At 63.3% G+C, this 24,391-nt stretch carries 24 protein-coding genes and 1 pseudogene; 12 read left to right on the forward strand and 13 right to left on the reverse strand.

Annotation, left to right across the window (positions count from 1 at the left end; genetic code table 11):
* Window positions 1–11: 11 nt before the first annotated feature.
* Window positions 12–1,208 (reverse strand): class I SAM-dependent rRNA methyltransferase, encoded by a 1,197-nt coding sequence (locus ACMGF5_RS10480; RefSeq protein WP_046787023.1) that lies wholly within the window; start codon window positions 1,206–1,208, stop codon window positions 12–14.
* A gap of 209 nt (window positions 1,209–1,417) precedes the next feature.
* Here ACMGF5_RS10480 and ACMGF5_RS10485 point away from each other — a divergent pair, with 209 nt between their 5' ends.
* Window positions 1,418–2,236, forward strand: coding sequence for an HDOD domain-containing protein (locus ACMGF5_RS10485; protein ID WP_174141113.1), 819 nt, complete (start codon window positions 1,418–1,420; stop codon window positions 2,234–2,236).
* A gap of 3 nt (window positions 2,237–2,239) precedes the next feature.
* A complete protein-coding gene (gene mutM, locus ACMGF5_RS10490) occupies window positions 2,240–3,052 on the forward strand; it encodes a bifunctional DNA-formamidopyrimidine glycosylase/DNA-(apurinic or apyrimidinic site) lyase (RefSeq protein ID WP_115273352.1) in 813 nt (270 codons plus the stop codon).
* A 58-nt stretch (window positions 3,053–3,110) separates the two neighbouring features.
* Here the strand turns inward: mutM and ACMGF5_RS10495 are convergent, their stop codons facing one another.
* The 5 genes from ACMGF5_RS10495 to ACMGF5_RS10515 all read right to left on the reverse strand — a co-directional run bounded on the left by ACMGF5_RS10495 (window position 3,111) and on the right by ACMGF5_RS10515 (window position 7,607).
* Complete coding sequence (locus tag ACMGF5_RS10495; RefSeq protein WP_009683359.1) at window positions 3,111–3,362, reverse strand: YfhL family 4Fe-4S dicluster ferredoxin; 252 nt, start codon at window positions 3,360–3,362, stop codon at window positions 3,111–3,113.
* A 107-nt stretch (window positions 3,363–3,469) separates the two neighbouring features.
* Entirely contained in the window at window positions 3,470–3,949 is a 480-nt protein-coding gene (coaD, locus tag ACMGF5_RS10500; RefSeq protein ID WP_039601221.1) for a pantetheine-phosphate adenylyltransferase, read from the reverse strand.
* Between the two features lie 111 nt (window positions 3,950–4,060).
* Window positions 4,061–5,659 carry a GMC family oxidoreductase gene (locus ACMGF5_RS10505; RefSeq protein WP_115273353.1) on the reverse strand — a complete coding sequence of 533 codons (1,599 nt, stop codon included), beginning with the start codon at window positions 5,657–5,659 and terminating at the stop codon, window positions 4,061–4,063.
* Between the two features lie 21 nt (window positions 5,660–5,680).
* Window positions 5,681–6,166: a twin-arginine translocation pathway signal protein gene (locus tag ACMGF5_RS10510; RefSeq protein WP_174141030.1), complete on the reverse strand. Its 486-nt coding sequence runs from the start codon at window positions 6,164–6,166 to the stop codon at window positions 5,681–5,683.
* A gap of 10 nt (window positions 6,167–6,176) precedes the next feature.
* The gene (locus ACMGF5_RS10515) at window positions 6,177–7,607 is read right to left on the reverse strand and encodes a coniferyl aldehyde dehydrogenase (protein WP_414156259.1); all 1,431 of its coding nucleotides are present in this window, start codon (window positions 7,605–7,607) and stop codon (window positions 6,177–6,179) included.
* 152 nt (window positions 7,608–7,759) lie between these two features.
* On the opposite strand from ACMGF5_RS10515, the gene ACMGF5_RS10520 reads away from it, so the two are divergent.
* Both ACMGF5_RS10520 and ACMGF5_RS10525 read left to right on the forward strand, forming a co-directional pair.
* A complete protein-coding gene (locus ACMGF5_RS10520) occupies window positions 7,760–8,425 on the forward strand; it encodes a TetR/AcrR family transcriptional regulator (protein ID WP_046787081.1) in 666 nt (221 codons plus the stop codon).
* Between the two features lie 35 nt (window positions 8,426–8,460).
* Complete coding sequence (locus ACMGF5_RS10525) at window positions 8,461–9,315, forward strand: sulfurtransferase (protein ID WP_414157770.1); 855 nt, start codon at window positions 8,461–8,463, stop codon at window positions 9,313–9,315.
* A gap of 9 nt (window positions 9,316–9,324) precedes the next feature.
* Here the strand turns inward: ACMGF5_RS10525 and ACMGF5_RS10530 are convergent, their stop codons facing one another.
* The 6 genes and pseudogenes from ACMGF5_RS10530 to ACMGF5_RS10555 form a co-directional block, all read right to left on the reverse strand.
* A complete protein-coding gene (locus ACMGF5_RS10530) occupies window positions 9,325–10,317 on the reverse strand; it encodes a hydrolase (protein WP_115273356.1) in 993 nt (330 codons plus the stop codon).
* Between the two features lie 71 nt (window positions 10,318–10,388).
* Window positions 10,389–11,783 (reverse strand): M16 family metallopeptidase, encoded by a 1,395-nt coding sequence (locus ACMGF5_RS10535; protein WP_414157771.1) that lies wholly within the window; start codon window positions 11,781–11,783, stop codon window positions 10,389–10,391.
* Window positions 11,780–13,084 carry a M16 family metallopeptidase gene (locus tag ACMGF5_RS10540; protein WP_414157772.1) on the reverse strand — a complete coding sequence of 435 codons (1,305 nt, stop codon included), beginning with the start codon at window positions 13,082–13,084 and terminating at the stop codon, window positions 11,780–11,782. Before ACMGF5_RS10540 ends, ACMGF5_RS10535 begins: the two co-directional genes overlap by 4 nt.
* A 124-nt stretch (window positions 13,085–13,208) precedes the next feature.
* Entirely contained in the window at window positions 13,209–13,811 is a 603-nt protein-coding gene (gene rsmD / locus ACMGF5_RS10545; protein ID WP_414157773.1) for a 16S rRNA (guanine(966)-N(2))-methyltransferase RsmD, read from the reverse strand.
* Window positions 13,811–15,163: pseudogene (locus ACMGF5_RS10550) on the reverse strand (M16 family metallopeptidase); the annotation flags it as partial. The pseudogene ACMGF5_RS10550 and the gene rsmD, both read right to left, overlap by 1 nt.
* Window positions 15,164–15,287: 124 nt before the next feature.
* Window positions 15,288–16,643: a M16 family metallopeptidase gene (locus ACMGF5_RS10555; RefSeq protein WP_414157774.1), complete on the reverse strand. Its 1,356-nt coding sequence runs from the start codon at window positions 16,641–16,643 to the stop codon at window positions 15,288–15,290.
* 232 nt (window positions 16,644–16,875) lie between these two features.
* Between ACMGF5_RS10555 and ftsY the strand changes: the two genes are divergently transcribed.
* The 4 genes from ftsY to rpoH all read left to right on the forward strand — a co-directional run bounded on the left by ftsY (window position 16,876) and on the right by rpoH (window position 21,201).
* Window positions 16,876–18,546 carry a signal recognition particle-docking protein FtsY gene (ftsY, locus tag ACMGF5_RS10560; protein WP_414157775.1) on the forward strand — a complete coding sequence of 557 codons (1,671 nt, stop codon included), beginning with the start codon at window positions 16,876–16,878 and terminating at the stop codon, window positions 18,544–18,546.
* Window positions 18,543–19,214, forward strand: a complete 672-nt coding sequence (gene ftsE, locus ACMGF5_RS10565) for a cell division ATP-binding protein FtsE (protein WP_039601211.1) — start codon at window positions 18,543–18,545, stop codon at window positions 19,212–19,214. The genes ftsY and ftsE overlap by 4 nt, the downstream gene beginning before the upstream one ends.
* Window positions 19,211–20,236, forward strand: coding sequence for a permease-like cell division protein FtsX (gene ftsX / locus ACMGF5_RS10570; RefSeq protein ID WP_046787033.1), 1,026 nt, complete (start codon window positions 19,211–19,213; stop codon window positions 20,234–20,236). Before ftsE ends, ftsX begins: the two co-directional genes overlap by 4 nt.
* A 110-nt stretch (window positions 20,237–20,346) precedes the next feature.
* Window positions 20,347–21,201, forward strand: a complete 855-nt coding sequence (rpoH, locus tag ACMGF5_RS10575; protein WP_012312302.1) for an RNA polymerase sigma factor RpoH — start codon at window positions 20,347–20,349, stop codon at window positions 21,199–21,201.
* Window positions 21,202–21,312: 111 nt separating this feature from the next.
* Here the strand turns inward: rpoH and mtgA are convergent, their stop codons facing one another.
* A complete protein-coding gene (mtgA, locus tag ACMGF5_RS10580; RefSeq protein ID WP_125923637.1) occupies window positions 21,313–22,023 on the reverse strand; it encodes a monofunctional biosynthetic peptidoglycan transglycosylase in 711 nt (236 codons plus the stop codon).
* 64 nt (window positions 22,024–22,087) lie between these two features.
* On the opposite strand from mtgA, the gene ACMGF5_RS10585 reads away from it, so the two are divergent.
* The 4 genes from ACMGF5_RS10585 (at window position 22,088) to trmB (ending at window position 24,344) form a co-directional block, all read left to right on the forward strand.
* Window positions 22,088–22,459: a DUF423 domain-containing protein gene (locus tag ACMGF5_RS10585; RefSeq protein WP_323613836.1), complete on the forward strand. Its 372-nt coding sequence runs from the start codon at window positions 22,088–22,090 to the stop codon at window positions 22,457–22,459.
* A gap of 103 nt (window positions 22,460–22,562) precedes the next feature.
* Complete coding sequence (thiS, locus tag ACMGF5_RS10590; protein ID WP_012312305.1) at window positions 22,563–22,763, forward strand: sulfur carrier protein ThiS; 201 nt, start codon at window positions 22,563–22,565, stop codon at window positions 22,761–22,763.
* Between the two features lie 54 nt (window positions 22,764–22,817).
* Window positions 22,818–23,612 carry a thiazole synthase gene (locus tag ACMGF5_RS10595; protein ID WP_008092966.1) on the forward strand — a complete coding sequence of 265 codons (795 nt, stop codon included), beginning with the start codon at window positions 22,818–22,820 and terminating at the stop codon, window positions 23,610–23,612.
* A 9-nt stretch (window positions 23,613–23,621) separates the two neighbouring features.
* Complete coding sequence (gene trmB / locus ACMGF5_RS10600) at window positions 23,622–24,344, forward strand: tRNA (guanosine(46)-N7)-methyltransferase TrmB (RefSeq protein WP_115273364.1); 723 nt, start codon at window positions 23,622–23,624, stop codon at window positions 24,342–24,344.
* The last annotated feature ends 47 nt before the right edge of the window (window positions 24,345–24,391 follow it).

The raw sequence follows: 24,391 nt of genomic DNA on the forward strand, positions 1-24,391 counted from the left end.
TTGGACGTGAATCAGCTGTTGGGCAGCAACCGGCAGGTAATGCTCTTGATATAGCGGGTTTCAGCGATGGCCGGGTGAACCGGGTGGTCCGGGCCCTGGCCGCCGCGTTCGAGCATTTGCAGGTTGCGGTCCAGGTGGCGGGCGCTGGTCAGCAGGATGTTGTTCAGGTCGTCTTCGGGCAGGTGCATCGAGCACGAAGCACTGACCAGGATGCCGTCCTTGGTCAGCATGCGCATGGCCTGTTCGTTGAGGCGGCGGTAGGCGGCTTCGCCGTTTTTCAGGTCTTTCTTGCGCTTGATGAACGCGGGTGGGTCGGCAATGATCACATCGAAGCGCTCTTCAGCGGCCTTCAGCTCGCGCAGAGCCTCGAACACGTCGCCTTCGATGCAGGTCAGTTTTTCGCTGATGCCATTGAGCGCGGCGTTACGCTCCACGCCATCCAGTGCAAAGCCCGAGGCATCCACGCAGAACACTTCGCTGGCGCCGAATGCGCCGGCCTGCACGCCCCAACCACCGATGTAGCTGAACAGGTCGAGCACACGCTTGCCTTTGACGTAGGGCGCCAGGCGCGCGCGGTTCATGCGGTGGTCATAGAACCAGCCGGTCTTCTGGCCTTCGCGTACTGGCGCTTCGAACTTCACGCCGTTTTCTTCCAGCGGGACCCAGTCCGGCACTTCGCCGTAGACGGTTTCGACGTAACGCTGCAAGCCTTCGGCGTCACGGGCGGCGGAATCGTTCTTGAACAGGATGCCGCTGGGCTTGAGGACCTGGACCAGGGCGGCGATCACGTCGTCCTTGTGCAGTTCCATGGTGGCCGAGGCCAGTTGCACCACGAGAATGTCGAAGAAGCGGTCGACCACCAGGCCCGGCAGCAGGTCGGAATCACCATAGACCAGGCGGTAGCACGGCTGGTCGAACAGGCGCTGGCGCAGGGACAGGGCGACGTTGAGGCGGTGTACCAGCAGCGACTTGTCCAGCGGCAGCTTGGCATCGCGTGACAGCAGGCGGGCGCAGATCAGGTTGTTCGGGCTCAGCGCCACGATACCCAGCGGCTTGCCGTTGGCGGCCTCGAGGATCGCCTGTTGGCCGGCCTGAAAGCCCTGCAGCGGCGTCGCGGTGACATCGACTTCGTTGCTGTAGACCCACAGGTGGCCGGCGCGCAGGCGGCGGTCGGCATTGGCTTTGAGGCGAAGGCTGGGCAGGGACATGACGTCGCTCCGGGAAAAAAGAGCGGGAGTATAACCGGTTGGCCCTTGATTCGGTGCAGGGTACGACAAACTGCCCTGCCTGTTCGCGGGCACAAGCGCTACAAGTCGAGCGACCTACAGGGTTAGAATCCCCCGTCCTCAACGAGTATGTACGTATGTCCCAAGAACTCAGCGCCGAACAGATCCAGCAAGCCTTGCAAGGCATTACCATCCCGCCGCAACCGCAGATCATGGTCGACCTGCAGTTCGAGCAGTACATGCCCGACCCGGACCTGGAAACCATCGCCAAGCTGATTTCCCAGGACCCGGGCTTGTCCGGTGCCTTGCTCAAGCTGGTCAACTCGCCGCACTTCGGGCTGTCCAACAAGATCGGTTCGATCCAGCGTGCGGTGAACCTGCTGGGTAGCCGTTCGATCATCAACCTGATCAACGCCCAGTCGATCAAGGGCGAGATGAGCGACGAGACCATCGTTACCCTCAACCGCTTCTGGGACACTGCCCAGGACGTGGCCATGACCTGCCTGACACTGGCCAAGCGCACCGGCATCCAGGCGGCGGACGAGGCCTACACCCTCGGGCTGTTCCATGATTGCGGCGTCCCGCTGATGCTCAAGCGTTTCCCCAACTATATGGATGTACTTGAAGAGGCCTACGCCAAGGCTGATGCGCAAACACGCGTGGTCGACACCGAGAACCGTGCATTCAACACCAATCATTCGGTGGTCGGCTATTTCACCGCCAAGTCCTGGCGCCTGCCGGAGCACATCAGCGCGGCCATCGCCAACCATCACAATGCCCTGGCCGTGTTCCGCGAGGAGTCGCCGCGCAACACCCAGAGCCAGCTGAAGAACCTGCTGGCGGTGCTGAAGATGGCCGAACACATCTGCGCGTCCTGCCGGGTCTTGGGCAACCAGCATGTCGACCATGAGTGGAATGCGGTCGGCCCGCTGGTACTGGACTACATCGGTTTGTCGGAGTACGACTTCGAGAACCTCAAACAGACCATTCGCGAGCTGGGCGGGCACTGATTCATGCCGGAATTACCCGAAGTCGAGACTACGCGGCGCGGTATCGCACCGCACCTGGAAGGCCAGCGGGTCAGCCGCGTGGTGGTGCGAGACCGGCGCTTGCGCTGGCCAATCCCGGAGGACCTGGACGTGCGTTTGTCCGGGCAGCGTATTCTCAGCGTCGAGCGGCGCGCCAAGTACCTGCTGATCAATGCCGAGGTCGGCACCTTGATCAGCCATCTGGGCATGTCGGGCAACCTGCGTCTGGTGCAGATGGGGCTACCGGCGGCCAAGCATGAGCACGTCGATATCGAGCTGGAGTCGGGGCTGATGCTGCGCTACACCGACCCACGCCGGTTCGGTGCCATGCTCTGGAGCCTCGATCCGCTCAATCACGAGTTGCTGCTGCGTCTGGGCCCAGAGCCGTTGACCGACCTGTTCGACGGCGAGCGCCTGTTTCAGCTGTCGCGCGGGCGGACGATGGCCGTCAAGCCTTTCATCATGGATAACGCGGTGGTGGTGGGCGTGGGCAATATCTACGCGACCGAGGCGCTGTTTGCCGCCGGTATCGACCCGCGCCGTGAGGCGGGCGGAATCTCCCGTGCCCGTTACCTGAAACTGGCCATCGAGATAAAGCGCGTGCTGGCGGCAGCCATCGAGCAAGGGGGTACGACCTTGCGCGATTTCATTGGCGGCGACGGGCAGCCTGGGTATTTCCAGCAGGAACTGTTCGTGTACGGCCGGGGCGGTATGCCTTGCAAGCTGTGTGGCACTGCCTTGCGCGAGGCCAAGCTTGGGCAACGGGCCAGCGTTTACTGCCCGCGTTGCCAGCGTTGAATGGCATGGCCCAATCGCCGGCTAGCCGGCGATTGGGCCATCAGGCGCAGCGCAGCGCTCAAGCCTTGCCGGTAATCCGGCGGTACTTGGCCATCAGCTGCTCTTCGGTTTCCGGGTGCGCCTCATCCAGCGGGATGCAGTCGACCGGGCAGACCTGCTGGCACTGCGGCTCGTCGTAGTGACCCACGCACTGGGTGCACAGGTTCGGATCGATCACGTAGATCTCTTCGCCTTGGGAGATGGCCTCGTTCGGGCACTCGGGTTCGCAGACGTCGCAGTTGATGCAATCGTCGGTGATTATCAGGGACATGGGGACTCCGGCCGGGGCTCACCGCCCGGGCATGTTCAACGCAATGGGCACAATTGTGCCGCATTCGCGCCCGCAGTGCACGCGGGCGCGATAATCAGCGCTCAGGCTTACTTCTTGAAACGCTCAGTCAGGGCCTCGGCCACCACCGGGTGCACGAACTTGGTGATGTCGCCGCCCAGCGCTGCGATTTCCCGGACCAGGGTCGAGGAAATGAACGAATAGCGCTCCGAAGGCGTGAGGAACAGGCTTTCGACCTCTGGCGCCAGTTGCCGATTCATGTTCGCCAGCTGGAATTCGTATTCGAAGTCGGACACTGCCCTCAGCCCACGCAAGAAGACGTTGGCGCCCTGTTCCTTGGCAAAATGCGCAAGCAGGGTGGAGAAGCCGATGACTTCGACATTGGGCAGGTGCCTGGTGACCTCACGGGCCAGCGCTACCCGTTGTTCCAGCGGGAACAGCGGGTTTTTCTTCGGGCTGGCTGCCACTGCGATGATCACGTGGTCGAACAGCCGCGAGGCGCGCTCGACCAGGTCGCCATGGCCCTTGGTAATAGGGTCGAAAGTACCCGGGTACAACACTCGGTTCATCGCGTCATCCTGGCTGGAGTGCGTTGGGGAGTCGGATGGTAGCGCAGCGATTGCGCCCGGCCAAGTCATGCGGCCGGCTGATGGCACTATAGACAGCAGGGGCATTTGTTGTCATGCACTCTGTGCCAGGCGGGCTATCAGGGCGTCGGTGAGCTTCGCGCTGATGGCGTAGACCGACAGTTGTGGGTTGGCACCGATGCTGGTCGGGAACAGCGAGCCGTCGTGAATCGACAGGTTTTCCAGCTGATGGTGACGGCCCAGGCTGTCGCACACCGCGTGACGTGGATCTTCGCCCATTGCGCAGCCGCCCATTACGTGGGCGCTGCCCAGCCGCGTATGGAACGGCTCCAGGCGCAAACCGTCGATCATGCGTTGGGCCTGCGCCAGGCTGGCAGCAGCGCGGGCATCGCTGTGCGCGGGTGTAACCTGCGTGGCGCCTGCTGCGAACTGGATCTGCGCCATGCTATGAAAGGCGCGGCGCAGGCCGTCTCGCAAGTAGTCGGTGACCGGGTAATCGAGCACCGGTGAGCCATCGCCACGCAGTTCCACCGCGCCGCCCGGGCTTTCGGGGTGGAAACCGTCGCGCAACAGCGCAAGCATGACGTGGGTATGCGGCAGCTCGGCCATGCGCCGGGCATTTTCGACACCATCGCCACCGAGCAAGGTGCTGGCCAGCGCCGGGTGCAGGGGCGGCACTTCAAGTTTGTAGCCGACCGCGCCATCGACGCCGTCCTGCCATTGGAAGTGGTCACTGTAGATGGATTGCGGGGCGCCGTAGTAAGGGTCGATGCGTGCGTCGAAGCGTGCCGCGCTGAAGTTGACCAGGTGCAGGAAGGTCCGCTTGCCCAGGCGCTCGTGGGGGTCAGGAGCCTTGGAACGCAGCAGCAGGGCGGGGCTGTTGATGCCGCCGCCTGCGAGGATGTAGTGGCGTGCGCGCACAGTGATGCTGCGCCCGTTGGTGTGTATCCCTTGAGCATCCAGCCCTTGGCAGCGCAGATGCTCGATGCGCTCGCCGTCATGCTCGAAGCGTTCGGCCCGGGCCAGATACAGCAGCTCGCCGCCCTTGTCGAGCATGGCTGGAATGCGCGTCACCAGCATCGATTGTTTGGCGTTGACCGGGCAACCCATGCCGCAATAGCCAAGGTTCCAGCACCCCCGGACATTGCGCGCAATCACGGCCCATCGGTAGCCGAGCCGTTCACACCCACGGCGCAGTACGTCGTTGTTGGCGTTTGGCGGCACCGCCCAAGGCGTAATGCCGAGGTCTTGCTCGATGCGTTCGAACCAGGGGCGTAGTGCGTCGTTGTCCAGCCCTTTTACGTTGTGGGCCGCGGCCCAGTGGGCCAAGGTCGGCGTGGGCGTGCGAAAGCTGGAGGTCCAGTTGACCAGCGTGGTGCCGCCTACCGCACGGCCCTGCAGAATGGTGATGGCGCCGTCCTTGCTCATCCTGCCCAGGCCTTCCTGGTAGAGACTGGCGTAGGCCTCATTCTCAAGCAGGTGGAAGTCACTGCTGGTCTTGAGCGGGCCTTCCTCGATCAGCAGTACCTTGAAGCCTGCGGCGCTGAGCATCTGCGCGCTGGTGGCGCCGCCGGCACCGCTGCCTATCACGGCAATGTCGGCTTGCAGGCTGAGGTCCTGCCCCAGGCGTGAGCCGTCGTAGGTGATCCAGCCGCGTTCGAGGCCTTGGCGAAACGGGTCGATGACAGGCATTGAAGATGCTCTTGTTGTTGGTCAGATTTTCGGCGGCCCGGGGTAACCACAGGCGGCCCAACTTTCCGGGCGCTCGTACCAGGCCATCGTCAGCAGTTGCACGATCGACGAGTGTCCCATGCGCAGCAGGTTCAGCGAACTGTCCTGCCAGCGTTGCAGAAACCCCGCAATCTGCTGTTCACCGGCCTGTTCCCAGGCGCCCCAGACCCCGGTCAGTGGGCCACGGGTCAGCGGCAGGCTGAGCACATCGAACAATTGCCGGGTGAGCTTGAGCATTTGCGGGGACAGTGCCGCCAGTTTGGCGTCGAGAGTGGGCAGCACCAGTGCTGCGCTTGCCGAAGTACCGGCGAGCACCACCGGGATCAGTGCCCGCAGCAATGGCAGGTCGTCATCGCGCAATACGTGGTACCCGGTTGCAGGCGCCTGAGGGCTGCAACCGACCAGGCTGGCACTGGCCAGAAACACGCTGGCTCCCAGGCTGAAACGCATGAATTCGCGCCGCTGCATGGCCCGGCCCTCAGCGGATGAACAGTTTGTAGACCAGGCGCTGCAAGGCCTTGCCATACGGCGGGTAGACCAGGCGTGCGGCGTTCAGGCGCTGCTTGGCCAGCACTGCCTTGGCCTTGCTGAAGGTCAGGAAGCCGTCGTGGCCGTGGTAGTGCCCCATGCCCGAGGGGCCGATGCCGCCGAACGGCAGGTCGTCCTGAGCGACATGCAGCAGTGTGTCGTTGAGGCATACACCACCGGAGTGGCTGTGCTGCAGTACATATTCCTGCTCGGCACGGTCGTAGCCGAAGTAGTACAGCGCCAGTGGGCGTGGCCGTTCATTGATGTAGGCCAGTGCGCCGTCGAGGCTGTCATAGGGTACTACCGGCAGCAGCGGGCCAAAGATTTCGTCCTGCATCACCTGCATGCTGTCGTTCACCTCCAGTAGCAGCTGCGGCGGCAGGCGCCTGCCTTGGCGGGGCTCGTCTGGGTACAGGTCGATGATCTGCGCGCCTTTGCTGCGGGCGTCATCCAGCAGGTGTTGCAGGCGCTGCAATTGCCTCGGATTGATGATGGCGCTGTAGTCGGGGTTGTCGGCGATGCGCGGGTACAACCGGTGGACCGCCCTGCGGTAGGCATCGCTGAAGGCGTTCAGGCGCTCGCGTGGTACCAGGACGTAGTCTGGGGCGACGCAAGTCTGGCCGGCATTGAGGGTCTTGCCGAACGCGATACGCTCGGCAGCGCTGTCCAGCGGCACGCTGGACGAAACGATGGCTGGCGACTTGCCGCCAAGCTCCAGTGTGACAGGGGTCAGGTTTTGTGCTGCGGCCAGCATGACCTGGCGCCCGACGCTGGTGGCGCCGGTGAACAGCAGGTGATCGAAGGGCAACCGGGCAAACGCCTGGCCGACTTCCACCTCGCCCAGCACCACGCTGACCAGCTCGTGCGGGAATACCCGCTCAAGCAAGGTTTTCAGCGCCAGGGCGCTGGCAGGTGTGGCCTCACTGAGCTTGAGCATCACCCGGTTGCCGGCGGCCAAAGCGCAGGTCAGCGGGCCGATGGCGAGAAACAGCGGGTAGTTCCACGGCACGATGATGCCAACTACGCCAAGCGGCTGATACAGCACGCGGGCGCTGGCCGGCTGGAAGGCCAGGCCTACGGTTCGCCTTGCGGGTCGCATCCAGCGCTTGAGGTGGCGCTCGGCATGGCGAATACCTTGTACCGAGGGCAACAGTTCGGCCAGCAGGGTTTCGTCGGCGCTGCGGCCGGAAAAGTCCGTATCGATCGCCTCTATCAGCCGTTGTTGATCCGCCAGCACAGCCTCGCGCAGGCTTTTCAGCCATTGCCGGCGTTGGGCCAGGGGCGCCATGGGGTTGCCCGCAAATGCTTTGCGCTGGGTGGCGAACGTGGCCGCCAGGTCGATGTCGGACTGCAAGGGAGGCACGGCGATAGGTGAAGTCACGGCGGCTCTCATCGGGGCTAGAGAATCTCTAGAGCCTATACTCTAATCGGGACGATGGTGCGAATATTTTTCCCGCCACCGCACGGTGCATCCGGGCCCTGTTACCCCGTAATATGGACCCTTACCGTAAGCCTGCAGACTGGGAGCTGAGCATGGCCCCGCGCATGAAGACCCGAGAGCGCATCGTGCAGAACAGCCTTGAGCTGTTCAACCAGCAAGGCGAGCGTAGCGTGAGTACCAACCACATTGCTGCGCACATGGAAATTTCGCCCGGCAACCTCTACTACCACTTCCCCAACAAGCAGGCGATCATCGCCCTGCTGTTCAGCCAGTACGAAGAGCTGGTGGACAGCTTCCTGCGCCCGCCGCAGGGGCGCGCCGCCACCGTCGAAGACAAGCGTTTCTATCTCAAGGCGTTGCTCGCAGCGATGTGGAGCTACCGGTTCCTGCACCGTGACCTCGAGCACCTGCTCGACAGCGACCCTGAGCTGGCTGCCCGTTACCGGCGCTTTTCCGAACGTTGCCTGCGCCAGGGCCAGGCGATCTATCGGGGCTTCGTCGAGGCCGGCATTCTGGTCATGGCACCTGCGCAGATCGAATCGCTGACCATCAACGCCTGGATCGTGCTTACTTCTTGGGTCCGCTTTCTCAGCACCACGCGCGAGCACTCCGCTCACCTGGGTGAAGAAGCCTTCAAGCGTGGCGTCTATCAGGTACTGGTACTGGAACTCGGCTTCGTCACCGCCAACGCCCGCAGTGCCGTGGATGCCTTGTGCCAGGAATTCCATGTTCCGTTCAACCAGGCTCTGGAACGTTAACCCAGAGCCTTCGTGCCATCGATCAGGAGATTGTCATGCCCCTTGCGCAATTGATCACCCCGCAGCAACTGGCCGAGCGCCTGGGCTCGCCCAAGTTGGTGATCCTCGATTGTCGGTTTGCCTTGGAAGACGTGGATTACGGCCAACGCAGCTATGCCGAGGGGCATATCGCCGGGGCGCACTTCGCCGACCTGGAGCGCGATCTGAGTGGGCCGGTGAGCAAGGGCAAGACCGGCCGCCATCCCTTGCCTGACCCACAGCGGCTGGTCGAGCGCTTGCGTGAGTGGGGGCTGGACAATGACAGTGAGGTGGTGCTGTACGACGATGGGCCTGGTGCTTTTGCCGCCCGTGCCTGGTGGCTGCTGGCCTGGTTGGGTAAACGCACAGGTGTGGCCATTCTCGACGGAGGCCTCAAAGCCTGGCACACCGCGGGCCAGCCATTGAGCCTGGACGCGCCGGCACGCTATGAGGGTACGTTCAACGGCGAGCCGGATACGAAGCTGCTGATTGACGCCGAGCACTTGGTCACTGAGCTTGCAAGCCCCAAGCTGACGCTGATCGATGCGCGTGCCTTGCCGCGTTTTCGTGGGGATGTGGAGCCGATCGACCCGGTGGCCGGGCATATTCCCGGCGCTCAGTGCGCAGCCTTCACCGACAACCTGGGCGAAGATGGGCGTTTCCTGGCGCCAGAGCAGCTCAGGCAGCGCTTTGCCGAGAAGCTGGCGGGGCGTTCACCGGAACACCTGGTGGCGTATTGCGGTTCGGGAGTGACGGCTTGCCATAACCTGTTTGCCCTGGCATTGGCGGGGTATCCGTTGGGCAGGCTGTATGCCGGGTCGTGGAGTGAGTGGATCAATGATCCGGCGCATCAGGTTGCCACGGGCGACTGATACGCCGGGTTATCGCCTATCCACCAGCCACTGCGGAATCCGCCGCTCAAGGTAATACCCCGGATTTCGCAGGCTGCCTTCGACAAACCCCACATGCCCGCCCCGCTCATGCAGCTCGAACTGAGTTTGCGGCGTCAGCTCGCTGGGGGTGGGCAGGCTGTGGCGGTATACGAACGGATCATCGTTTGCCTGGATGATCAGCGTCGGCGTGCGGTTTTCCCCGAGATAGTAGCGGCTGGATGAGCGACGATAGTAGTCGTGTACATCGTCAAAACCGTTGAGTGGCGCGGTCACCTTGCCGTCAAAATCCCAGAAGGTACGCAGCTTGCGCAACGACCCGAGCTGGTCGAGCGCGGCCAGGCCTTCATGATGGCCCTGTGCGCGGAAATGCCGTTGTTTGACCTGCACATAGGCCATCATTTCACGCATGAAATGCGCCTGATACACCTTGGAAAAGCCTTGGCCGATGCGGTCGGCGCACTGATCCAGGCGAAACGGTACGGAAACCGCCACGGCCGCCTGCAGTTGGCTGGCGCTGCCACTTTCACCCAGGTACTTCAGCAGCACATTGCCGCCCAGTGAATAGCCGACGGCATACAAGGGGGCCAGCGGGCGTTGAGCGCGCAGGTGGGCGACGACCTCGGCCAGGTCCCCGCTGGCCCCGGAATGGTAACTGCGTGCCAGCAGGTTCGGCTCTCCCGAGCAGCCACGCCAGTTCACCGCAACGCTGGCCCAGCCGCGGGCATCGAGCGCCTGCTGCAGGCCTTTGACATAAGGCGAATGGGACGAACCGGTCAGGCCGTGCAGCACCAGCACCAGCGGTGTATCTGGCTGGTGGGGCCCGTGCCAGTCGAGGTCCATGAAGTCGCCATCGGCCAGCCACAGGCGCTCGCGCTTGCGTTCAAGTGCAGGCAGTTTGCGCCACAGCGGGCCCCAAAGGGTTTGCAGGTGAGGGTTGGACAACCCGGTGGCCGGGCGGAATGTGGCGGTAAGACTGGGCATGCTGGGCGACTCGTGTTGTGCCTGCCTAGATTGCCATGAAACACCGCCGTTGTACTTGCGCTATTGGTCGGTCAGGGCAGCTCGGGCAAAGGTTGTTGCGCATGGGGCGGGCCGAGAGTGATGAACACTTCCTGCGCAGGGCTCAGCCATAAGCGCGCGGCTTCGCGAATGTCCTTGGGCGTCAGGGCTGCCAGGCTTTGGATGTAGGTTGCAAAATGATCTGCAGGTTGGCCAAGGTGGCTTGACGTTGCCAGGCTCTTGGCCAGCTCTGCGTTGCTCGCCATGGTGCGATGCAACCTGCCTGCTATCTGGTTGCGCGCCATGTCGCACTCCGCCTGGCTTGGGCCATGCTCGCGCAGGCAAGCCAGCATCCCGGAAACCAGCTCACGCGAGGCATCTCGGTATTGGGGGGCAATGTCCCATTCAATTTGCAGCAGGCTCGCCGCATCAAAGGGTCTGAGCGACGAGCGGATGGTGTAGGTCAAGGCACGTCGGCTTCGTAGCTCTTGTGTCAGACGCGACTCGAAGCCGCTGCCGAGGATTTCGTCAAGCATGGTCAAAGCTGCATACCCTGGCTTGTCGGGTGATGTGGGCAGCAGCAGAGTCAGCGTGGCCCGGGTCGTACTTGCGGTGTGTTCCTGATGCCGGGTGAGCGCCTCTGGCAACGGCGCCGGTGGCGGGGGCTGTCCTGCCCAGTGTTGCGGTAGCGCCTGAAGGAGTTCCGTGATGAGTGTCTGCGCCTCGTCGCGCGACAGGTCGCCCACCAGGCCGATATCGAGGTTGTTGGCAGAGTAGGCACGTCGGTGGAAGTCGCGCAGCTGCTGCTCGTCGATCTGGTTGAGGCTCTCAGGCGTGCCAGCCCAATGTTTGGCGTAGGGGTGGCCATCGAACACATGGCTCATTGTCGCGTGGGACATCCCAAAGACCGGGGTCGATGCCATTGCGCCAAGGTAGTTGAGCAGTCGTTCGCGGATACCTGCGACGGCTTCTTCCCGGAAGGCGGGGCGTGCCAGCATTTGCGTGAGCAGTTGCAGGGCGCTTGTACGCAGTGCCGGCAGGCTCAGGCAGCGCAGCGTGATCACGGCCTCATCCTGGTTCATTTGCCTTGCCATGATCGCACCCAGCCCCTCGATGGCCTGTGCGAATTGGGCGGCATCCAGATGCTCGGTACCCTGATCGAGGCTGTAAAGGACAAGGGCGGCCAGGCCCGGGCTAGTGCCGTCGAGCGCACTGCCAGCGCGAAAGCGTAGCGCCAGGTCGAATATCGGGCGGTCATGGGATGGCATGAAGCTGACCTTGGCGCCTTCGTCGGTCTGCCATTGCTGTATCTGGGCCGGCAAGGGCTGGTGCTGCTCCAGGTCCAGGCCTTGCGTGGACTCCAGCCGGGCCATTGCCGCCACGGCGGTATCGGTCATGGGGCCCTTGCAAATCAGTGGCATGCTGCTGGTGGAAAGAGGTTTGTTCATGCCGGTGCTCCTGTTTGCAGATGAGTGATGGTCAGCCTTTCGCGGCTCAGGTAGTCGAACGCTACCTGTCGTAATGTCGCGCTATCGAGGTGGCGGACACGTTCGGCTTCTTGATCGATCAGCGAGGGAGACAGACCAGCGGCCGCCGCTGCGCCGATGCGCCCAGCTTGCAGGGTGACGCTGTCGCGGCTGAACAGGCGGCGGGTAAGCATGCGCAGTTTCGCGCGCTCCAGTTCCTGGGGGGAAAGCAGCGTATGGCGCAGGGTATCGATCAAGGTATAGATCGCTTCTACGGCGTGCTCGTGGGTGGATCTTTGACTGTTGATATAGGTTGAAAGGGTCAACAGCGTGTCGCCACGCACCATTGGCTCATATGACAGGCCGATGCCCTTGAGCAGCCGTCGGTCTCGCACCAGCTCGCTGTAGAGCCTTGCGCTGAACCCTTTGCCAAGCACTTCACAGAGCACGCCCAAGGCAGGCACTGTGGTTGCCTCGGTGGCCGTGGCGTGGCTTGGTGCATTGAAGGACATGAACAAACCATCACGCAGGCCTGGCAATTTCAGCTTCTGGCTTCGCTCCTGCAGGTGCGCGTCATGCCGGGGGACCGGTACTGCACCAAGCGAAGCCCTGGCGATGCCGGTGAAATACCGGCTTACGTGCTGGCGAAGCGTGGGAAGGTCGACCGCGCCCACCACCACGAGGGTGGCGTTATTGGGCCGATACCACGTTTGATACCAGGTGCGCACGGTATCCAAGCGCATATTGTTCAGGTCTGCCGGGTTGCCAAACGCCGCCGTGGCATACGGGCTGCCACCGTGCGCAAGCGCCTTGTGTCGTTCGGCGGCTTGCTGTGCAGGAACATTTTCAACTTTGAGTCGCCGCTCGTCTTCGATCGCTTTGACTGCCCGCTCCATTTCTGCCTGGCCAAAGGTTGCGCCCGTCATGGCATCCGCCATTATTTCCAGCGCAATCGGCAATCGTGCCGCGGGTAACAGGACATCGTATGCCGTTGCGTCATCGGTGGTAGTGGCATTGGCCTTTCCGCCGAGCCGCGCGATCACCTGGGTGTATCGGCCCGCTTCGAGTTTGCGGCTGCCTTCGAATATCAGGTGTTCCAGCAGGTGCGAGAGGTTGGTATGGCCGGCCGGTTCATGGCTGGTGCCAACGTGGTACCAGAGCTGGATTGCGGCGAGCGGGGTGCTGTGGTCTTCACGCAGATAGACAGCCAAGCCGTTATCCAGTGTGAAATGCTGCAACGATGTGGGGGTGGCATCCGCGATGGAGTCGATGCCGGCTGACACCGTTTGGTCGTCGAGGGTAAACGGGGGAGTCGATGGCATTGCTCAAGTGCTCCTGGTTGGGGTGACCAGGAGCAGCTTCGGCGAGATTGTGCGCTTGCCTGCGCTATATAGTTAGGGCCTGCGTTCAGGCGCGCTGCCACAGCGCGTAATGCACCTGGCCGGTCTTTTTTTCGCGGTGCAGGCGCCAGTTGCCTGGCATTTGCAGGGTAGAGGGGGCGGCTTCGCTCTCGGTGTAGATCCACGCCTGCTCGCGCAGCCACTGGTTCTGCTCCAACAGGTTGCAGGTGTTGGCCAGCAGGTCCTGGTGGAACGGCGGATCGAGAAACACGACGTCGAACTGTTGCTTGGCCGGGGCTCGCAAGTAGCGCTGGGCGTCGGTCTGGAGGATTTGCCCGCGCGGGCAGCGCAGGATCTCCAGGTTGTTCTTCAGGTTGTTGATAGCCGCCGCGTTGCTGTCCAGTGCTACGGCATCTGCAGCACCGCGTGACAACGCTTCGAGCACCAGGGCGCCACTGCCGGTAAAGGCATCCAGCACCCGGGCGCCTTCGATGTAGGGCGCCAGCCAGTTGAACAGGGTTTCGCGCACACGGTCGGTGGTCGGCCGCAGGCCTTCGCCTTCAGGCACCGCCAGGCGGCGGCTGCGCCACTCGCCAGCGATGATGCGCAGGTGGCCCTGACCCTTGCTTTGGCCCTGCTGAGGTCGGGCGGGAGGGGTGGATCTAGGCATTAGTGCTCCGGTACGCCGAGAGGCTGCTCGGCGGGTTTGTCAGTAGGGGCTGGCAGCGGCTTTTGCGGCACGCTCGGGCCGACGGTGACGATCACCAGTTTGTCGGCTGCCAAATGCTTGTTCATGGCTGCCTTGACCTGCTCGACGGTCAGCGCTTGGGACTGCTGCATGAAGTCTTCCAGCCAGGTCAATGGCAGGTTGTAGAAGCCGATGGCGCCCAATTGGCCGACGATGCTCGCATTGCTGGCGTTCGACAGCGGGAAGCTGCCGGCCAGTTCGCGCTTGGCGTCGTCCAGTTCCTGCTGGGTCGGGCCGCTCTTGAGGTAGTCGGCAAGGATACCCTGCACCAGCTTGAGTGTGCCCTCGCTGAGTTCGGCACGGGTTTGCAGGTTGATCATGAACGGGCCGCGCACCTGCATCGGGCTGAATACCGAGTATACGCCGTAGGTCAGGCCGCGTTTTTCCCGCACTTCGCTCATCAGGCGGGTACCGAAGGCGCCGCCACCGAGAATCTGGTTGCCCAGCGACAGGGCTGGCCAGTCCGGGTCCTGGCGGTCGATGCCCAGCTCGGCCAGCATCAGGTGGGTCTGCTTGGACGGGAAGTCGATGTGGGTGGTGCCTGCCTTGGGCTCGACGGGTTGCGCAGGCTTGGCCAGTGCCGGGCCTTTGGGCAGGGCGGCGGAGACCTGGGCGGCAACCGCCTCGGCCTCTTCGTGGCTGAGGTCGCCGACCAGTGCGATTACCGCGTTGCCCGCTGCATAGGCCTTGGCGTGGAATGCGCGCAGCTGTTCCAGGGTGATGCCCGGGATGCTTTCAGCGCTGCCGTCGCTTGGATGGGCGTAAGGGTGGTCGCCGTAAAGTTTGCCGAACAACGCCTTGCCGGCGATCTTGCCGGGGTTCTGCTTCTCGTATTCGAAACCGGCCAGCAGCTGGTTCTTGATTCGTTTGAATGCGTCCTCCGGGAAGGTCGGCTTGCCGGTTACTTCAGCGAACAGCTTCAGGGCCGGCTCGCGCTTGTCCTTCACACTCAGGCTGCGCAGCGAGGCCACCGCCATGTCGCGGTAGGAACCGTTGCCGAAGTCTGCGCCGAGCCCTTCGAAGCCTTCGGCGATGGCGGTCACATCCTTGCCGGCAACGCCTTCGTTGAGCATGGCATTGGTCAGGGTGGCCAGGCCCGGCGTGTTGCCGTCCTGGCTGCTGCCGGCGGCGAAGGTCACGCGCAAATCGAACATCGGCAGCTCGCGGGCCTCGACGAACAGTACGCGCGCACCTTCGGCAGTGGTCCAGTTCTGGATGTTCAGCTGGCGCCGGCTGGGGGCCTTGCCGTCCAGCTCGGCCAGCGACTGCAGGGTATTGGCGGGGCGGGCCGCGGTGCTGTCGGTTTCGGCGTGGGCAGGGCGAGCCAGGACGCAGGTCATCGCCACCACCAGTGCGATGATGCCCGTGCCGATCAGGGTGTAGCGTGGTGCGCTGCAATCACTCATGAGCGGACTCCTCAGGCAGTACATGGGCAACGCTCAGGCGTTCGCGGGTGAAATAGGTGCGTGCGGCGGCCTGGATATCTTCGGGGGTCACGCGCTTGAGTTCGTCCAGTTCGCTGTCGATCAGTTTCCAGGACAGGCCGACCGTCTCTAGCTGGCCAATGGTGGTGGCCTGGCTGCTGATGGAGTCGCGGTCGTAGACCAGGCCGGCGATCACCTGGGCGCGTACACGTTCCAGTTCCTCGGCGCTCGGCGGGGTGGTCTTGAGCTCATCGAGCAACTCCCAGACGCCTTTCTCGACATCGGCGAGCGTCTTCTGCTTCTGTACGTTAGGGGTAGCCGAGATCATGAACAGGCTGTCGCCGCGGGTAAAGGCGTTGTAGCTGGACGAGGCGCCGGCCACCAGCTCCTGGCCACGCTCCAGGCGCGCCGGCAGGCGGGCGCTGTAGCCGCCGTCGAGCAAGGCCGAGATCAGCCGCAGGGCGTGCGCGGTGCGCGGGTCCTTGGCGGTGGCAAGGCCCGGTACGTTGAAGCCGTAGATCAGGCTTGGCAGTTGGGTGCGCACGTGCAGGGTCAGCTGGCGCCGGCCTGGCTCGGTCAGCTCCAGCGGCAGCTTGGCCGGCGGCACGGCGCGCTTGGGGATACTGCCGAAGTACTTCTGCGCCAGGCCTTTGACCTCGGCGGCGGTAACATCGCCGACTACCACCAGGGTGGCGTTGTTCGGCGCGTACCAGGACTCGTACCAGTGGCGCAGCTCCTCGACTTTCATGCGTTCGAGGTCGGCCATCCAGCCGATGGTCGGGGTGTGGTAGCCGCTGGCCGGGTAGGCCATGGCGCGGAACAGCTCGAAAGCCTTGGCGCTTGGCTGATCGTCAGTGCGCAGGCGGCGCTCTTCCTTGATCACCTCGATTTCGCGGCTGAACTCATCGGCCGGCAGGCGCAGGCTGGCCAGCCGGTCGGCCTCCAGCTCCAAAGCCACCGGCAAGCGGTCGCGGGCCAGAACCTGGTAGTAGGCGGTGTAATCGTCGCTGGTAAAGGCGTTCTCTTCCGCGCCCAGGTCGCGCAGGATGCGTGAAGCTTCGCCGGGGCCAACCTTGGCGCTGCCCTTGAACATCATGTGTTCCAGAGCGTGGGACAACCCGGTCTGGCCGGGTGTCTCATAGCTGGAGCCGACCTTGTACCAGATCTGCGAAACCACCACTGGCGCGCGGTGGTCCTCGCGCACGACCACTTTCAGGCCGTTGTCGAGGATGAATTCGTGGGTGGGTTGCGCATCGGCGGCAAAGGCTGCGAGCGGCAGGCAGAGCGTGCTGAGCAACAGGCCAGCGGCGCGGCGGGCTAGAGCATTCATAAGGTGTTTAACCTGTTCGGCGGCCCGCAGGGTTTAGCGTCGGCGGGCCAGGAGGTGCTAGGATACTGATCCGGTTGCCTGGCGACCATGCCTGTCGCCGTTCTGGCCTGCAGGTCCATTAAGACAAAACATTGCGCATGAACCAGCCGGCTTCAAAACAGTCTGTTCTGCGTTTAGAGAATTCCAGATGAGCCGCTGCTGGCCCATCGCTACCCTGAGATAGCCGTCTTCCATGTTTGGTTCCAACGACGACAAAAAAGCGCCGGCCGAGGCTGGCGAGAAAAAAGGCCTGTTCAGCTGGTTTCGCAAGAAGCCGCAGCAACCTGTCGCCGAACAGCCACAAGCCCCTGATGCTCAGGCAGTAGAGCCGGTATCGCCGCAGCCTGCCGCCGAGCAGCCTGAAGCGGCTGCGGCTGAGCCGGTGGTTGCCGAAGCGCCCCCGCCTGCCGCTGAGCCGGTACGGCCCGCTGAGCCGGTGCTGGCCCCCCAGCCAGCGCCTGTCGTTGAGCCTGCTCCGGCCCCAGAGGTCGCACCGGTCCCTGAGCCCGCTCCGGCCCCGGAGGTCGCACCGGCCCCTGAGCCTGCTCCGGCCCCGGAGGTCGCACCGGTCCCTGAGCCCGCTCCGGCTCCTGAGGTTGCACCGGTCCCTGAGCCCGCTCCGGCTCCTGAGGTTGCACCGGTCCCTGAGCCTGCTCCAGCCCCTGAGCCAGTGCCGGTTCCCGAGCCTGTCCTGGCCCCTGTGAGGGCGGAGTTGCCTGCGAGTGCCGAGCCCCCTGCTGCGCAGCTCGAAAGCCCTGTTCCAGTCGCAGCAGCCCCCGAAGCCCCGGTCAGCAACCTGGTCTTGCCCGTTGCCGAAGAGCCGGTCGCCCTGGTTCCAGACCTTGAGCCAAAAGCCCCGCCAGCGATTCCCGAGCGCCCGGCCCCCGAACAGGCCGTCGCGGCCGTCACCCCAGCCGTTGCCGAACCTGCCAAGCCCGGCTTCTTCGCTCGCCTCAAGCAGGGCCTGTCGAAGACCAGCGCCAGCATCGGCGAAGGCATGGCCAGCCTGTTCCTGGGCAAGAAAGTCATTGATGATGACCTGCTAGACGAGATCGAAACACGCTTGCTGACCGCCGACGTTGGCGTGGAGGCGACCTCGACCATCGTTCAGAACCTGACCCAGAAGGTTGCGCGCAAACAGCTGGCCGATGCCGATGCCCTGTACAAGTCGCTGCAGGAAGAACTGGCCGCGCTGCTGCGCCCGGTCGAGCAGCCGCTGAAGATCCAGGCGCAGAACAAGCCCTATGTGATCCTCGTGGTAGGCGTCAACGGCGCCGGCAAGACCACCACTATCGGCAAGCTGGCCAAGAAGCTGCAACTCGAGGGCAAGAAGGTCATGCTGGCCGCGGGTGATACCTTCCGTGCTGCCGCCGTCGAGCAGTTGCAGGTCTGGGGCGAGCGCAACCAGATCCCGGTGATCGCCCAGCACACCGGTGCCGACTCCGCGTCGGTGATCTTCGATGCCGTGCAGGCCGCCAAGGCCCGTGGCGTCGATGTGCTGATCGCCGATACCGCCGGCCGGCTGCACACCAAAGACAACCTGATGGAAGAGCTGAAAAAGGTTCGCCGGGTCATCGGCAAGCTTGACGCCGAGGCGCCGCATGAGGTGCTGCTGGTGCTCGATGCCGGTACTGGCCAGAACGCCATCAGCCAGGCCAAATACTTCAACCAGAGCGTCGAGCTGACCGGCCTGGCCCTGACCAAGCTGGACGGCACCGCCAAGGGGGGCGTGATCTTCGCCCTTGCCAAGCAGTTCAACATTCCGATCCGCTTCATCGGCGTGGGTGAAGGTATCGACGACCTGCGCACCTTCGAAGCCGAGCCGTTCGTCAAGGCTCTGTTTGCCGAGCGAGAGCACCCATGATCCGATTCGAACAGGTTGCCAAGCGCTACCCCAACGGCCATGTTGGCTTGCATGAGCTGAGTTTCCGGGCGCGCCGGGGCGAATTCCTGTTCGTCACCGGCCATTCCGGGGCCGGCAAGAGCACCTTGCTGCGCCTGCTGCTGGCCATGGAACGCCCCACCAGCGGCAAGTTGATGCTGGCAGGGCAGGACCTGGGCCAGATCAGCAATGCGCAGATCCCGTTCCTGCGTCGGCAGATCGGGGTGGTGTTCCAGAACCACCAGTTGCTGTTCGACCGCACCGTTTTCAACAACATCGCCCTGCCGCTGCAGATTCTCGGCCTGTCCAAGGCAGAGATCGCCAAACGCGTGGATTCGGCGCTGGAGCGTGTGTCGCTGGTCGACAAGGGTGAGCTGTTCCCGGCCGACCTGTCCACCGGCCAGCAGCAGCGGGTCGGTATCGCTCGTGCGATCGTCCACCAGCCCGCCTTGCTGCTGGCCGACGAACCCACCGGTAACCTCGACCCGCGGCTTGCCGCAGAGATCATGGGGGTGTTCGAGGACATCAATCGGCTGGGTACCACGGTGTTGATCGCCAGCCATGACCTGGCACTGATTGCGCGCATGCGCCACCGCATGCTGACCTTGCAGCGCGGCCGTCTGATCGGCGATGGGGAGGCCGGGCAATGAGCACTACACGTACACCCAAGGTTTCCGAACGGGTCGCCCCAAAGGCCGCCGACGCGGATACCCGGAAAAAGCGCGGCGAGCATGATGATGACGGCCCGGACTTCCGCACGCTGTTGCACGCCTGGCTGGACAGCCACCGTGCCAGCCTGGCCGACAGCCTGCGTCGCCTGGGCAAGCAGCCGATCGGCAGCTTCTTCACCTGCCTGGTGATGGCCGTGGCGCTGAGCATGCCCATGGGCCTTTCGCTGCTGTTGAAGAACGTCGAGAAGCTGGGGGGCTCCTGGCAGCGCGCCGCGCAGATTTCCCTGTACCTGAAGCTCGACGCGGGCAGCAAGGAGGGGGAGGCCCTGGGCCAAGAGATCAAAGGCATGCCTGGGGTGGCCGATGCCTTGTACATCAGCCCAGCGCAGGCGCTGGAAGAGTTCCAGCAGCAGTCCGGGTTGGGCGAAGCCCTGCGTGAACTGCCCGACAACCCGCTGCCTGGTGTCGTGGTGGTGACCCCGACCGAAGTCGACAAGCCGGCTCTGGAGGCGCTGCGGCAACGTCTGGCCGAGCTGCCGCGAGTGGAAAATGCACAACTCGACCTGGTGTGGGTGGAGCGCCTGGCGGCGATCCTCAAGCTGGGCGACCGGTTCGTCTTCGGCCTGGCGGTGATGCTTATTTCTGCCTTGCTGTTAGTAATCGGTAACACAATTCGTCTACATATTGAAAACCGCCGTACCGAGATCGAAGTCATCAAGCTGGTAGGCGGCACCGACAGCTACGTCCGTCGGCCTTTCCTGTACATGGGCGCGTTGTACGGCCTGGGTGCGGGTCTGCTTGCCTGGGGTATCCTCGCGTTCGGCCTCAACTGGCTGAACGAGGCCGTGGTAGGGCTGTCCGGGCTCTACGGCAGCGACTTCTCCCTGGGCGGTGTGCCAGCATCCGATGGTCTGTCGCTCTTGATCGGGGCGGTACTGTTGGGGTATATCGGTGCATGGATTGCGGTGGCTCGGCATTTGAACGAGTTGGCCCCGCGATAGTTTTCTGAGCCAGCATTGACAATTTTTCATTTTTGGAACTTGCACCTTGGTTCCAGGTCTATGTTGGCAGTGCTCACAAGGCACGAGTCTGGTAAGTCGGAGGTTCTTGAATGACCACATCGTTGCAACCTGCCTATGCCCTGGTTCCCGGTGCAAACCTGGAAGCCTACGTGCACACGGTCAACAGCATCCCGCTGCTGACTGTCGAGCAGGAGCGTGATCTGGCCGAGCGTCTCTATTATGAGCAGGATCTTGAGGCCGCTCGGCAAATGGTGATGGCCCACCTGCGCTTCGTCGTACATATCGCCCGCAGCTATGCTGGCTACGGGTTGGCCCAGGCCGACCTCATTCAGGAAGGCAACGTCGGCCTGATGAAGGCGGTCAAGCGCTTCAACCCGGAAATGGGTGTGCGCCTGGTGTCGTTCGCCGTGCACTGGATCAAGGCTGAAATCCACGAATTCATCCTGCGCAACTGGCGCATCGTCAAGGTGGCTACCACCAAGGCCCAGCGCAAGCTGTTCTTCAACCTGCGCAGCCAGAAGAAGCGTCTGGCCTGGTTGAACAACGATGAAGTGCACCGCGTGGCTGAAAGCCTCGGCGTCGAGCCGCGTGAAGTGCGTGAGATGGAAAGCCGTCTGAGTGGCCAGGACATGGCCTTCGACCCGGCAGCAGAGGCGGACGACGACAGCGCCTTCCAGTCGCCTGCACATTACCTGGAAGACCATCGCTACGACCCGGCTGTGCAGCTTGAGGACGCTGACTGGAGCGACAACTCCACCAGCAACCTGCATGAAGCCTTGCAGGGCCTGGACGAGCGTAGCCGCGACATTCTCTACCAGCGCTGGCTGGCTGAAGAGAAAGCCACATTGCATGAGCTGGCAGACAAGTACAGCGTTTCGGCTGAGCGTATTCGCCAGCTGGAAAAGAATGCGATGAACAAGGTGAAGGCGTTGATTGCTGCGTGATTGGCGCCTGATGCACTGAAAAGCCGCTGGCCCATGACAGGGTGAGCGGCTTTTTTGTTTGCGTATGCTTTACCGGCCTCGGGAAGGGGCAGTCAAAGTCAGCGTATCAATTCAGGGCCTGCGCGAAGCATCCAGCTGCATCAGGTAGCTCGGCCCACCCAGCTGGCTCATTTGCCGGCGAATCCAGCCTGCCCGGCTCGCCACGTAGGCGCTCGGCCGGCTGGCGCTCCACTTGATGGGGCTGGGCAGCACCGCAGCCAATTGAGCAGCCTGCTGGCGGTTCAGGCGGCTGGCATCGATACCGAAGTGGTAGCGCGCCGCAGCCTGGGCACCAAATACCCCTTTGCCCCATTCGGCACTGTTCAGGTAGACCTCGAGGATCCGCTCTTTCGACCAGAACAGTTCCAGCAGCGCCGTGAACCAGGCCTCCAGCCCCTTGCGCAACCAACTGCGACCCGACCACAGGAACAGGTTCTTGGCCACCTGCTGGGTCAAGGTGCTGGCACCACGGATGCTGCCGCCGCGCTCGTTATAGGCTAGCGCCGCCTGGATGGCGGGGATGTCGAACCCCCAGTGGTTGGCGAACTTCTGGTCTTCACCGGCGATGACCGCGACCTTGAGGTCATCCGAGATATTTTCCCACGGCTGCCAGTCGCGCTGCAGGTCGATCGGCTCGCCACTGACCCACGACTGCACCTTGCGCTCGACCATCAATGCCGTGCCGGGAGGCGGCACCCAGCGGAACACCAGCACCAGCACGATGCTGCCGGCAGCGAACCAGAACAGGGCGCGGGCGAGGCGACGGAATAGGGATGACAGCATGGCGATGGCTTGGCCGGACCGGTGGAACGGGCCATTATACAGACCCGATCCCAGGAGTCGTCCCATGCTTCGCACCTTCCTCATGCTCGCCGCCCTTTTCGGCTTTACCGGTGTCGGCCTGGGCGCATTCGCCGCCCATGGGCTGAAAAGCCGCCTGAGCGCAGATTACCTGGCCATCTTTCAAACCGGAGTGACCTATCAACTGGTACATGCCTTGGCAATCTTCGGGGTCGCGCTGCTCGCGGCGCACTTGCCGGGGCGCCTGGTCGGCTGGGCCGGTGGTCTGTTCGCCCTGGGCATCGTGCTGTTCTCCGGTAGCCTGTACCTGCTGACCCTCAGTGGGCTGGGCAAGCTTGGCATCATCACCCCTATCGGCGGCTTGTGCTTCCTGGCCGGCTGGGTCTGCCTGGGCATGGCAGCATGGCGTTTAGGCTGACCAAGCGGTCCACAATCACGACTAATGGCGTGCACCGCCCTTGGGTTAACGCGTTGATCGGCGCTAGAATGCTGGCCCCCAACGCACAATGGTGGCCGTGCGCATGCGCATTCAATTGAACGGTGAACCCTATGAATTGCCCGCTGGCGAAAGCGTCGCGGCGCTGCTGACCCGCCTGGAGCTGACCGGGCGCCGGGTGGCAGTGGAATTGAACCTGGATATCGTGCCGCGCAGTCAGCACGACAGCACGCAGCTCAACGACGGCGACCAGGTCGAAGTGGTCCACGCTATTGGCGGCGGTTGATTCCGGCCTGGCGATTCACCTGCAAGCCCAGCAACCTTTTCCAGAGGATCTTTGATGAGCAACGTTCGTAGCGACAAGCCCTTTACCCTGGCCGGGCGCACTTTCCAGTCGCGCCTGCTGGTCGGCACCGGCAAATACCGTGACATGGAAGAAACCCGCCTGGCCATCGAGGCCTCGGGCGCCGAAATCGTCACTGTCGCCGTGCGCCGCACCAACCTCGGCCAGAACCCGGGCGAACCGAACCTGCTCGATGTGCTGCCACCGGACCGTTACACCATTCTGCCGAACACCGCCGGCTGCTATGACGCCGTCGAAGCGGTGCGCACCTGCCGCCTGGCCCGTGAACTGCTCGATGGTCATAACCTGGTCAAGCTGGAGGTCCTGGCAGACCAGAAGACCCTGTTCCCCAACGTGATCGAAACCCTCAAGGCCGCCGAAGTACTGGTCAAGGACGGCTTCGACGTGATGGTCTACACCAGCGATGACCCGATCATTGCCCGTCAGCTGGCCGAAGCAGGCTGCATCGCGGTCATGCCGCTGGCCGGCCTTATCGGCACTGGCCTGGGCATCTGCAACCCGTACAACCTGCAGATCATCCTGGAAGAATCCAAGGTGCCGGTGCTGGTCGATGCAGGCGTGGGTACCGCCTCCGATGCCACCATCGCCATGGAAATGGGCTGTGAAGCGGTGCTGATGAACTCGGCCATCGCCCACGCCCAGCAGCCCGTGCTGATGGCCGAGGCCATGAAACACGCAATCGTCGCCGGGCGCATGGCCTACCTCGCCGGGCGCATGCCGAAGAAACTCTATGCCAGCGCGTCTTCGCCGCTGGATGGTCTGATCAAGTAAGAGCTACTGATGACTGAATCGCAAGATACGCCGATCACCACCGACGGCGAAGCGCGTCCACACCGCCGCATCAAGAGTTTCGTGATGCGCGCCGGGCGCATGACCGAAGGCCAGCAACGCGGCCTGGACCAGGGCGGCCCGCTGTATATCCTGCCGCTGGCCGAAAGCCCGGTGGACTATGACCAGGTGTTCGGCCGTTCGGCGCCACGCACCCTGGAGATCGGTTTCGGCATGGGCCATTCCCTCTTGGAGATGGCCGCTGCCGCACCTGAGCAAGACTTCATCGGTGTTGAAGTGCACCGCCCGGGTGTCGGCGCGCTGCTTAACGGCGTGCTGACCGAGGGCCTGAAGAACCTGCGGGTGTACGATTGCGACGCCATCGAAGTGCTCAACCGCTGTGTGGCCGATAACAGCCTCGACCGCTTGATGCTGTTCTTCCCTGACCCATGGCACAAGGCGCGCCACCACAAGCGTCGTATCGTGCAGTTGGAGTTCGCCGAGCTGGTGCGTCGCAAGCTCAAACCGGGTGGCATATTCCATATGGCCACTGACTGGGAGCCGTATGCCCAATACATGCTGGAAGTGATGAGCGCGGCGCCGGGGTACCGAAACCTGGCCGCAGACGGGGCTTATGTGCCGCGTCCCGAAGAACGTCCAATCACCAAGTTCGAGCGCCGTGGTGAGCGCTTGGGGCATGGGGTTTGGGATTTGAAGTTCGAGAAGGTGGGTTGATTGGCTGTTTGAGCCTTTCGATGTTGCGCTGAGCCACCTATGCAAGC

Source organism: Pseudomonas sp. BNK-15 (assembly GCF_047456105.1).
Lineage (GTDB): Bacteria > Pseudomonadota > Gammaproteobacteria > Pseudomonadales > Pseudomonadaceae > Aquipseudomonas > Aquipseudomonas putida_E.